Source organism: Paenibacillus sp. EB106-05-06-XG162 (genome assembly GCF_058791655.1).
This window is the reverse complement of record NZ_JBYTDT010000005.1, coordinates 379,367-389,640: the sequence shown is the minus strand read 5'-3', so window position 1 is coordinate 389,640 and position 10,274 is coordinate 379,367. Positions and strand designations below refer to the sequence as shown.

Here is a 10,274-nt window from a genome sequence, read left to right as displayed (position 1 = left end):
TAAAAAATGCACCCCCTAGAATTTCATCGGATAAACCAGGGGTTTATTCCAATGTCTATTCTAAGGGGTGCACTTCACACCTGAGCGAATGGTATGGAGGGCTCTTGTATTTCAAGTCACTTGCGATGCGTCTCAATCACGTAACCCGCACCCTTATCCAATCTTTTCTTCTCTAGGATACTAACCTCAAGCTGCGCCGGTGATGCTAGGAAATGACGATCCATGTGAGATTCGACATAGGAAAATGCTTTCTCGTCCGTCTCCGCTACGACAATGAGATAGACAAGTTGTTCTTCCAATTCAATTTCAATACGATATAAGTACATAAGATGACTTCCCCTTCCATATTCTTATCCTTATTATCCCGATGAGGATTATATTCATTATATTGAAAAACCTCCCAAAAAGCTTGTACAAAATTTCTCCTCTCCCGAAATGAGAAAAAGACTGCTCCTCCGTCATCTCCAAATGACTTCAGAACAGCCTTTTTTTGTTAAGCTTGATTATTTCGAAAGACGTAGAGCAAGATCGTACAATTCCATATCAAATGCTTTCTTCGTGTTCACAACCGTGTCAATATCGGTCATCACCAATTCACCTTTAATGACACCGCATGATTTGCCTGATTGGCCTTCCATTAACATCCGTACAGCATAATCGCCAAGACGGCTTCCTAGAACGCGGTCATTGTGCGTTGGGCAGCCACCACGTTGAATATGACCCAATACGGTTACACGCGCATCCACGTCAACACGCTCCGTAATGCCTTTGGCGATATCTTCACCGCGGCCAACGCCTTCTGCAACGATCACGATACTATGGCGTTTGCCATGTTCGAAATTGTCTTTCATGCGATTCGCTACATCATCAATGCTGAATGGCACTTCAGGGACAAGAATCGTCTCTGCGCCACTCGCAAGACCAGCATACAACGCGATATCACCGCAATGACGTCCCATAACCTCAACGATAGAGGAGCGCTCATGCGAGCTCATCGTATCGCGCAATTTATTGACTGCGTCCACTACAATGCCTACAGCCGTATCGAATCCGATCGTAAAGTCTGTGAACGCAATATCATTATCAATTGTGCCTGGTAAGCACATCGTTTTGATGCCAAGTTTGCTCAATTTATTCGCGCCTTGATATGAACCATCTCCACCGATAACGACTAAGCCATCGATACCGTATTCACGTAGAATATCCGCACCTTTTTGTTGGCCTTCAGCCGTCATGAACTCTTTACAACGAGCCGATTGTAGAATCGTTCCACCGCGTTGGATAATATCACCAACACTACGCAAGTCCATCGAACGGATTTCTTTGTTCAATAGCCCTTGGTAACCGCGTTGAATACCGAACACTTCGATGCCGTAATATAACGCACTACGCACGACTGCACGAACAGCCGCGTTCATCCCTTGAGAATCTCCCCCACTAGTAAGAACTGCAATTTTTTTGACTGCTGACATATCCTTATCCTCCTTAAAAAATCCATCTTATCTCTATCTATGATTTATGTTTACGTATCCAAAGACTATTCCCCCAGAAAAACAACCGCGTTAACGGGCTTTTCCGCATGAGACGCTTGGAGACGGACTTCACATGCTGTTGACTCGTCACCTTTGGGTCTGACAAGTATAAAGCAATCAATCCTTCTATCACCATACGATGGAACTGCGAATCAGGCAAGTGTTTCACATCTTCTCTCGCCCTTTCGACCACCATCACCATCCGCTCAATTAAGGTCTCTTGCTCATCATAATAGTTGCAGAAATTCAAATCCCCACCTAAGCGATCTTCTTCTTGGTCAATTAAATAATCGAGCATAATATGCAATCCGCATACATGTGGGAAATAAGCTCTTCGAATATCACTTGCCTCGCGTACGGTCAGATTAGGTCTTGTCGCAGCTGCGAACAGCATGAATACACCTAGGGTCGAACCTGTCGCTGCAGCGAATTCATTCCAATGCAAATGAGGAGATATATTCCGATTCTGCTCCCACCAGGCGGTTAGCTCCGATTCTCTAAGATCATGACGGATATGCTTGTACACTTGCAAATCGACATACAGACCCACCAATTCTTCCAGATAAGGCATCACTTTCCCATAGGACGGAAGCTTCCTGATACAAGATTGGCAAGTCGACACGAGATTATGCAGGTAACCATCGTCTTCATGCTCAGGATGGTAAGCGTAATAATTTTGAAGTGGAGCTTCGGGGTTAATCGCATCCAACATCGACTGATGGAGCTGGCGAAAATCAACCGGATCCATGGAGGTGCTGCGATCACACAGGTTATCCAGATAATCGCTGATCGTCTGAAATGCCACGATGAGTGGAATCAGCACATCTTTCTGCGATATATCCAAAGCTGCGTACACCGCTCCGCCTTGACAATGGAACTGCTTCGTCGCGATGCTCGCAAGCGCTTGTCGGCGAAGCTCTTCATCAGGAATCGACTCCGCTTGTTCCTGCCAATAACCAAGTGATTGCTTAACACCTGGCAAAATAACACGATACACGCGGAACATCAGCTGTATTGGATTTAGTGGTGCAGTGAATTGTCGCTGTTGTGTTAGACTCAATACGGGGTGCCTCCAAAAATGCATTCATTTTCATGTGAATCATTCCTATTATAGTACGATCAGTCATATTGCACAAACCGCTACATTAGGCATGCATTCTCGTACGTACCTCTTGATTCGTGCGGTACCACAAATGCAAATCATTAATCTGACTAGCAATCTCGGCGATCTCCGAATTCAGCTGGCAGCTGACCTCGAAATTTTCTTCATCAAATAATTGTGACTGTTTCTTATTAATGACGCGTTCAAGCGCTATGACTCGGTTCGGGATTTTTCCTCGGATCCATTCCCATCGAACAAGAATAGCTTCTCGCTCTACAACACTATATTGTTCCCACTCTTGAGCAAGCGCAGGCACATGAATACCTAACCGATCATCGAATTGAAAGACATTCTCCATCTCTATCTCCTCCATGAAAAAGAGTCCAATAGTAAATGTACCACTCACAACGAAGGAAATCTATAATATTCAGCACAGTTCCAAAAGAGCATTCCAGAACCCTGAGGCTGGTGCTATACTAATAGTTATTTCGATACCCATTCTAGATTGGAGCTCTCAGCATGTTGTTCAGACGAAATGGATCCTCTATGATGCAAGATTTTCATTGGCTGCGAATGTTCGTATTCTCACTGTATACGACCACGTCACTCATTACAGCCTTTTTCCCGCTCTATTTCAGCGGCATTGGCTTCTCGAATGTCCAGATCGGATTTATTTATTCGATTGGACCCTTAATCTCGATTTTCTCGAACCTCATCTGGGGAATTGCTAGTGATAAGTTCCGTACGATCAAGAAAATCGTTCTCATCCTACTCGTTGGCCAATTATTCATGGTCTTACTATTAACCCAATCTACCTCTTTTGCCGTCATTTGTATTCTGATGTTCGTGTTTAATTTCTTTTATTTTCCCATTAACCCATTAGCTGATACATGGGCGATCATGACGATGCAGAAGCGCGGTAAAAATTTCATGAGCGTGCGAATCTACGGGTCATTCGGATTTGCCATCGCATCACTCGTCCTCGGGTTTATTCTGAAGCAAACCGGGGCCCATATTACGCTGTGGGTATGCCTTCTCCTAACCGGATGTTCGCTGTTAATTGCCCTATTCGCAACGGACCAACAGGGCGCAACAGCCAAGAAGATGGAACTCGGAGGGCTACTGAAAATCCTGAAGCAGCGCGAAATCGTCTGGTTCTTCCTGTTGCTGCTCTTAGTCGCGGTATCGCATCGATTCAACGATGCCTTCATCTCCCCTGTTCTACGAGGAATGGGCGCAGATGAGACAATTATCGGATGGGCATTATCCGCTTCTTCGTTAAGTGAAATTCCCGTCTTCTTCCTTCTTAGCAAATACGGCTCGAAATTCAAAGAGCTTCCGCTCTTGTCGATCGCCAGTCTCATGTATGCCGTTCGTTTCTTGCTGATGAGTGTCGTTACGGATCCGGCGTGGGTCGTTGTCATACAGCTTATGCACAGCGTCACATTTGGCATCTACTTTTTTACCGCTGTTCGTTACGTAACCAATATCATCCCGGATGAGTATCGCGCGACAGGACTGGCATTCTTCACGATCATCTGGTCCTCGCTCGCAGGCCTCATCAGCGGATCTGTCGGCGGAAGTCTGCTCGATATCAGCAAAGGAACCTTATATATGGTCGCAGCAAGTCTGGCATTGATCGGTGCCATTGGCTTTATGACACGTTATTTGATCGCCAGAGATCAATAACCGACGCGAAATTCCTTGCTTTTTCCAATCTTCGGGCTATAATGAGAAAAGGATTTAGGACCAAGTAATAAAGGCGGGGAAAATCATGGATTTCGAACAACTCAAAGCAATTATTCATGGACGTCGAAGCGTCCGTAATTACACCGATCAATCAGTCGCGATTGCAGATATCGAAGATCTCATTGATTGTGCGCGTTATGCTCCAAGTGATACGAATTCACAGACTTGGGAGTTCATCGCCATTACGAATAAAGACCTGATCAAACAAATTGAGGGATTGACATGGGATCAACTTCATGCGCTTGCAGCCGTATCGGAGACGAGAGGTCTTAACCGTGAAGCACGCCTACTCGTGAAGTCTTTCGGACCTTATGCGACAGCCTTCTCCAATGCTCCTGTCTTGATCATTTGTCTAGCAACACCATACAACTCGAAATTCCGTGAGAAAATCTTCGACCCGATTGAACTTGCCTCGGAGAGCGTTTGGGCGGAGGAAGGAATCAAGAGCAGCTGCCTTGCAACACAGAACCTCATGCTCGCAGCGCATGCCAAAGGGCTTGCTACTTGTCCTATGACAGGACCTGTCCTGCTCGCTGAACATCAGCTGAAGGAATTGCTTGAGATTCCTGATGATCGTCAAGTCAACATGGTCATCTCACTTGGTTACCCGGCCGATCAGCCGAGCAAGCTGCCGCGTAAAGACGTTCAAGACATTCTTCGTATTATTGAATAAATAACGTGCAAGACCCCCGTTATCCTATGATCGCGGGGGTCTTGTTTTTACAACAAATGAAGCTGTTAGAAATACAAAAAAACAGATCCCAGAATGAACTGAAATCTGTGTGATGAACATGCATGGCGCAATTTATAATGAATAGTTAATTATAATTTCGTTACGCTAGCCGCTTGTGGTCCACGGTTACCTTGTGTAATTTCAAATTCAACCGATTGGCCTTCTTCTAGAGTCTTGAATCCTTCGCCTTGGATCGCGGAGAAATGAACGAATACATCGTCGCCGCCTTCCACTTGAATAAAACCGTAGCCCTTCTCAGCATTAAACCATTTTACTGTTCCTTTCAAATGAACAACCTCCTAATATGCCGCCTTTAATGGCGATTATTTATATTATATCCGAAATATTGGAAATGTTCAACGAATCTTTTTGATCTCAAGAAAGTCGGACGAGCCTGGTATGAAAGGCAATTGACTGGACTTGAAGGATACCTGATGGCCTGCTTGTTCAAACTCTTGCATCATGGTCGACATCGCTGGGTATCCTGCCCACCGTAGTGATTTCAGCGGATAGATGAGCACCCTTCCACCCACCGCGCAAACGCGAATTAATTCCTTAATTGCTGCCAAGTGAAATGCATAATCGAATTGATCTGCGTATAAGAAAAGAAAGTGACTGCAGAAAACATGCTGAAATGTATGATCATCGAAAGGAAGTTCAGGCAGCTTCGCAAAGATATAATGCGACGGATTGCCTTGATAATCCGCAATAAATTGCTCTGAGGATCTTATGCGTCTATCGCGGTGCTGAGCTGGGTCCCCATAGAAGCTCCAATCGAACGTCTCCTGAATCTTCGTAAGCTTGGCTGTTGAGGTCTCAATCTCCTCCGATGCATAACGCGCTAAATACGCCGCATCGTAATGGAATATCGGGTCTGCCGCCACAGCCTTGTACCCGCGTGATTTCGCTTCCGCCGTGAAAGACGACGCACCGCCTGCCACATCCAAGATACTCCCTTGTGCCAAATCTGCCTCCGTAAGAGCGAACATTCGCATATATTCCTCATACGAACGACATGTCATGGCTACACCTTGCTGTTCATACGCTGGATAAAAACTCATCTCAACCACACTCCTCAGCTCATCTCAACTCATCTCTTCAGCCTCAATCGGCTTTGTTATAAATTACCACTTAATCCCATACAGAGCAAGATCAAATTATGACTTAATATTTGCTTTATATCGCGCTGTACGTTATCATTTTACACAAAACAACGTAACAAGAACTTACCTGAAGAACGGAGCTTATAAATGATTAAAAAACATGTAATATACAAAAAAGACAACTGGAATATGATTACGGTAGAGGTCCAAGGCAAGTATATTGTCCTTCGCGAAATTTCGGACCAATGGGGCGAAGAGACTCACACCTTCTTAAGTCGTCCTGCACTCATGAACTGGGTTAATAACCGCTTCCCCAAATCGGAGTATATAGATAACTTGGAAGAGTGGAATGACATGATGGCGAATTTCCGACAAGTCTAAGCCAAGCTCGCGAAATGAGGTGATCCCCATAGACTCAACCAGTATTCTCATCTTTATCATTCTAGCCTTCTCGATGGGTGCCATCCTTATTATGAAGAAAGATTCAATTCCTGCGCCTCTGCGCCGGGTCATGGCTATCATTACGATTCTTCTCGTGGCATTCGCCTTTTTCTTAATCGTATACAGCTCATTTCAACTAGGTTCAGCTTAATTGATAAATGACAGGCATCAGGGTCATACTATTGACAAATTTTACGGCGCAGGAGTGATCTTGTGAGACGAGGAATTTGTCTTTTATTGATTACATGTCTTTTGCAACAGACTGTCATCCCCATCGCGGCCAGCGCTCCTGCTGAGTCCGCGCAATCTATCAAACCTAGGAGGGTTCCAATGAGTCAAATCGTTAAGCGTCAAGATGTACCGCAAGAAGATCAATGGAAATTAGAAGATTTATTCGCATCTCAAGGGGCTTGGGATCAAGAATACAAGCTGGTGAAAGAACAGCTCGGCAAAGTATCCGCCTATCAAGGTAAATTAACCGACGCAGCTGCGGTCAAAGCTTGCTTTGACCTGGAAGATGAGATTTCACTACATACAGAACGTCTTTACGTCTACGCGAACATGCATCATCACGAAGATACCGCTGAACCTACATACCAAGCATTATCCGAGAAATCCAAAAAGCTCAGTGTCGATGTTGGTGAAGCATTATCATTTATTACCCCGGAAATATTGTCATTATCTGATGAGCAGCTTGACAGTCTTATTAACAATTCAGAGCTCAGCAAATATAAATTTACGTTGACTGAAATGAAACGTCAGAAGGCGCATGTACTCTCGAAAGCAGAGGAAGCATTGCTCGCACAAGTCGGCAATATCTCACAAGCGCCGAATACCATCTACGGGATGATCAACAATGCCGATATGAAATTCCCGAAAGTCAAAGATGAGAAAGGCGTGGAACGTGAATTAACACACGGCAGCTACATTCAGTTCCTCGAGAGCGATAATGTGGAGGTACGCAGAAATGCGTTCAAAGCCGTCTACGAGACCTATGGCAAGCAAAAGAATACGATCGCTGCAACACTCAATGCGAACGTCACCAAAAACATCTTCTATTCGCGTGCACGTAAATATCCATCCGTGCTGGAGATGTCGCTCTATGGCGACAACATTCCGAAAGAAGTGTATACGAATCTCATTGATACCATCCATGAGCACCTACCTCTAATGCACCGCTACATGGAACTGCGTAAGAAATTGCTTAAAGTCGATGAACTTCATATGTACGATTTGTTCGCTCCGCTCGTCGAAGAGTTCAAAATGGACATTACCTATGCAGAGGCCAAGAAAATGGTCAAAGAAAGCTTGAAACCGCTGGGCGATGATTATCTGAACAACCTGCAGCATGGATTCGATGATGGCTGGATTGATGTCCACGAAAACGAAGGCAAGCGCAGTGGTGCATACAGCTGGGGTGCATACGGCACACATCCTTACGTGCTCTTGAACCACAAGGACAATCTCAACAGCATGTTCACGCTTGCACATGAGATGGGTCATGCGCTTCACTCCTTCTATTCCGATACGAACTTGGAATATCGCGATGCACAGTACACGATCTTCTTAGCTGAAGTTGCTTCAACCTTGAATGAAGCCTTGCTCATGAACTATATGCTGAAGAAGGCAGAGAACGATCCAAAAATGAAAATGTATCTGCTCACATACTACGCTGATCAATTCCGTACAACGGTCTTCCGTCAGACGATGTTCGCAGAGTTCGAGAAAATCATGCATGAACGTGCAGAACAAGGCGATGCGCTGACGCCGCAAGAGCTCTCGAAGATTTATTACGACTTGAATCTCCAATATTATGGCAAAGGCATGGTCGTGGATCAAGACATTGAGATGGAGTGGGCACGAATCCCTCATTTCTATACCAGCTTCTACGTCTATAAATACGCTACCGGGTTCTCTGCGGCAACAAGCTTCGCGAAGCAGATTCTCGATGAAGGCGCGCCTGCCGTAGAACGTTATCTTGGATTCTTGAAGAGCGGCGGCAGCGACTATTCCATCAATATCCTGAAGCGTGCCGGTGTCGATATGTCCTCACCGCAGCCGATTCGGGAAGCGATGGACGTGTTCAAGCAATTGATTGAAGACATGGAGAAACTTACGAACTAGTTGGAAACACCCCCACGCAAAGTACTTAACTCTATACGAACGAAATCCCTTGCCTGCTAAGGCAAGGGATTTTATACTATAAGGTACGCTGAAGCTTAGGAGGAGTCATATGAAAATTCAATGGTCTTTAATATTAGGACTCGTATTTGCATTAATTACGGCGATCTTCGCTGTCATTAATGTAGATCCTGTCCAAGTCAATCTGCTATTCGGAGTCGTCCAAGTTCCGCTCATCCTACTTATCTTGGGATGCACCTTGCTGGGTGGCTTAATCGTCGGTTCTTACGGGATTTTTCTGCAATATCGACTACAGCGCAAGCTTAAGGCGACCAAGGCGGAGTTACAACATATTATCGATGCAACAGGCTATACATACCCAGTATCACAAGATGCGCTATCATCCACGCATCCATCTAACCCAGACGAGGAGAAATCGAATCATGAACCTACCCTTTAACCAAGATTATGTCCTTGATTTTCTCGAAGAAATCCTAAATACCCCTAGCCCTACGGGCTATACGCACCACATCATGGAGCGAATTGAAGCTGAGGCACGTTCGTTAGGTTTCGAATTTGAACGTACGCAAAAAGGCTGCGGCATCATTAGTGTTCCAGGAAATGATCCATCTCGGACGATCGGGCTTACTGCACATGTCGATACCCTCGGCGCCATGGTTCGCTCGATCAATGCGCGCGGTACACTCCGGATTACACCGGTGGGCGGTTATATGATGAATGCGATTGAAAATGAATACTGTACAATCCATACACGCGATGGACGCATTTATAGCGGAACGATTCTCACGACACACCCATCTGTTCATGTCTACAGTGATGCTCGCGATTTCAAGCGGGATGAAGCCAATATGGAGATTCGGATTGATGAATTAGTCCATACAAAAGAAGATGTCATGCATCTTGGCATTCGTACAGGCGACTTCGTCTCCTTCGATCCCCGCGCTGTCATCTTCGATAACGGCTATGTGAAGTCACGCCATCTGGATGACAAGGCAAGTGTCGCTGCGCTGTTCGGTATTCTGGAATCGATACATCGTGATCGCTGGACACCGGCCTATAATTTGAAATTGATCATTACCAACTATGAAGAGATTGGACATGGCGGATCCTACATTCCAGCAGAAATCGATGAGCTGATTGCAGTCGATATGGGCGCAATGGGGGATGATCTTGCATGTACGGAGCTGGATGTATCGATATGTGCCAAAGACTCCTCAGGTCCCTATGATTACGGTATGACGAGCAAGTTCATCCGTCTTGCTGAACGTGAGCAGATTCAGCATGTCGTTGATATTTACCCTTATTACGGTTCCGACGCATCTGCTGCGCTTCGCGGCGGCAATAATATCAAGGCGGCACTCATTGGACCCGGTGTACATGCCTCCCATGGTATGGAACGCACTCATATCCAAGCCGTCATGAATACCGCTAAATTACTCGCAGCCTATGTAACGGATATGGAATAGTAAATT

The 10,274-nt window shown here is 45.4% G+C and carries 13 protein-coding genes; 7 read left to right on the top strand and 6 right to left on the bottom strand.

The window, feature by feature from the left end; all coding sequences use genetic code 11:
- Nucleotides 1-116: 116 nt before the first annotated feature.
- The 4 genes from AC3WU2_RS14735 to AC3WU2_RS14720 form a co-directional block, all read right to left on the bottom strand.
- Nucleotides 117-326 (bottom strand): DUF3906 family protein, encoded by a 210-nt coding sequence (locus tag AC3WU2_RS14735; RefSeq protein WP_314588754.1) that lies wholly within the window; start codon nt 324-326, stop codon nt 117-119.
- A gap of 177 nt (nt 327-503) precedes the next feature.
- On the bottom strand, nt 504-1,472 hold the full coding sequence (gene pfkA, locus AC3WU2_RS14730) for a 6-phosphofructokinase (RefSeq protein ID WP_314588752.1): 969 nt from the start codon (nt 1,470-1,472) through the stop codon (nt 504-506).
- A gap of 37 nt (nt 1,473-1,509) precedes the next feature.
- Nucleotides 1,510-2,616 carry a tetraprenyl-beta-curcumene synthase family protein gene (locus AC3WU2_RS14725; RefSeq protein ID WP_492455296.1) on the bottom strand — a complete coding sequence of 369 codons (1,107 nt, stop codon included), beginning with the start codon at nt 2,614-2,616 and terminating at the stop codon, nt 1,510-1,512.
- Nucleotides 2,617-2,677: 61 nt separating this feature from the next.
- Entirely contained in the window at nt 2,678-2,992 is a 315-nt protein-coding gene (locus AC3WU2_RS14720) for a hypothetical protein (RefSeq protein WP_492455294.1), read from the bottom strand.
- Between the two features lie 161 nt (nt 2,993-3,153).
- On the opposite strand from AC3WU2_RS14720, the gene AC3WU2_RS14715 reads away from it, so the two are divergent.
- Both AC3WU2_RS14715 and AC3WU2_RS14710 read left to right on the top strand, forming a co-directional pair.
- Nucleotides 3,154-4,323: an MFS transporter gene (locus AC3WU2_RS14715; protein WP_492455292.1), complete on the top strand. Its 1,170-nt coding sequence runs from the start codon at nt 3,154-3,156 to the stop codon at nt 4,321-4,323.
- Between the two features lie 85 nt (nt 4,324-4,408).
- Nucleotides 4,409-5,056 carry a nitroreductase family protein gene (locus AC3WU2_RS14710; protein ID WP_492455290.1) on the top strand — a complete coding sequence of 216 codons (648 nt, stop codon included), beginning with the start codon at nt 4,409-4,411 and terminating at the stop codon, nt 5,054-5,056.
- Between the two features lie 149 nt (nt 5,057-5,205).
- Here the strand turns inward: AC3WU2_RS14710 and AC3WU2_RS14705 are convergent, their stop codons facing one another.
- Nucleotides 5,206-5,403: a cold shock domain-containing protein gene (locus AC3WU2_RS14705; RefSeq protein WP_018755821.1), complete on the bottom strand. Its 198-nt coding sequence runs from the start codon at nt 5,401-5,403 to the stop codon at nt 5,206-5,208.
- Nucleotides 5,404-5,472: 69 nt separating this feature from the next.
- A complete protein-coding gene (locus AC3WU2_RS14700) occupies nt 5,473-6,177 on the bottom strand; it encodes a class I SAM-dependent methyltransferase (protein WP_492455288.1) in 705 nt (234 codons plus the stop codon).
- 189 nt (nt 6,178-6,366) lie between these two features.
- Between AC3WU2_RS14700 and AC3WU2_RS14695 the strand changes: the two genes are divergently transcribed.
- From AC3WU2_RS14695 to AC3WU2_RS14675, 5 genes are all read left to right on the top strand, one after another.
- Nucleotides 6,367-6,600 carry a hypothetical protein gene (locus AC3WU2_RS14695; RefSeq protein ID WP_018755823.1) on the top strand — a complete coding sequence of 78 codons (234 nt, stop codon included), beginning with the start codon at nt 6,367-6,369 and terminating at the stop codon, nt 6,598-6,600.
- Nucleotides 6,601-6,628: 28 nt separating this feature from the next.
- Entirely contained in the window at nt 6,629-6,811 is a 183-nt protein-coding gene (locus AC3WU2_RS14690) for a hypothetical protein (protein ID WP_083927154.1), read from the top strand.
- A 179-nt stretch (nt 6,812-6,990) separates the two neighbouring features.
- Nucleotides 6,991-8,784, top strand: coding sequence for an oligoendopeptidase F (gene pepF / locus AC3WU2_RS14685; protein ID WP_492455285.1), 1,794 nt, complete (start codon nt 6,991-6,993; stop codon nt 8,782-8,784).
- Between the two features lie 109 nt (nt 8,785-8,893).
- Nucleotides 8,894-9,241, top strand: coding sequence for a LapA family protein (locus tag AC3WU2_RS14680; protein ID WP_492455283.1), 348 nt, complete (start codon nt 8,894-8,896; stop codon nt 9,239-9,241).
- The gene (locus AC3WU2_RS14675) at nt 9,225-10,268 is read left to right on the top strand and encodes a M42 family metallopeptidase (protein WP_492455281.1); all 1,044 of its coding nucleotides are present in this window, start codon (nt 9,225-9,227) and stop codon (nt 10,266-10,268) included. Before AC3WU2_RS14680 ends, AC3WU2_RS14675 begins: the two co-directional genes overlap by 17 nt.
- The last annotated feature ends 6 nt before the right edge of the window (nt 10,269-10,274 follow it).

Bases quoted from the DNA above. Each gene is read 5' to 3' on its own strand.
- AC3WU2_RS14735 (WP_314588754.1), bottom strand. From the start codon at position 326: ATGTACTTATATCGTATTGAAATTGAATTGGAAGAACAACTTGTCTAT.
- pfkA (WP_314588752.1), bottom strand. From the start codon at position 1,472: ATGTCAGCAGTCAAAAAAATTGCAGTTCTTACTAGTGGGGGAGATTCT.
- AC3WU2_RS14725 (WP_492455296.1), bottom strand. From the start codon at position 2,616: ATGCATTTTTGGAGGCACCCCGTATTGAGTCTAACACAACAGCGACAA.
- AC3WU2_RS14720 (WP_492455294.1), bottom strand. From the start codon at position 2,992: ATGGAGAATGTCTTTCAATTCGATGATCGGTTAGGTATTCATGTGCCT.
- AC3WU2_RS14715 (WP_492455292.1), top strand. From the start codon at position 3,154: ATGTTGTTCAGACGAAATGGATCCTCTATGATGCAAGATTTTCATTGG.
- AC3WU2_RS14710 (WP_492455290.1), top strand. From the start codon at position 4,409: ATGGATTTCGAACAACTCAAAGCAATTATTCATGGACGTCGAAGCGTC.
- AC3WU2_RS14700 (WP_492455288.1), bottom strand. From the start codon at position 6,177: ATGAGTTTTTATCCAGCGTATGAACAGCAAGGTGTAGCCATGACATGT.
- AC3WU2_RS14695 (WP_018755823.1), top strand. From the start codon at position 6,367: ATGATTAAAAAACATGTAATATACAAAAAAGACAACTGGAATATGATT.
- pepF (WP_492455285.1), top strand. From the start codon at position 6,991: ATGAGTCAAATCGTTAAGCGTCAAGATGTACCGCAAGAAGATCAATGG.
- AC3WU2_RS14680 (WP_492455283.1), top strand. From the start codon at position 8,894: ATGAAAATTCAATGGTCTTTAATATTAGGACTCGTATTTGCATTAATT.
- AC3WU2_RS14675 (WP_492455281.1), top strand. From the start codon at position 9,225: ATGAACCTACCCTTTAACCAAGATTATGTCCTTGATTTTCTCGAAGAA.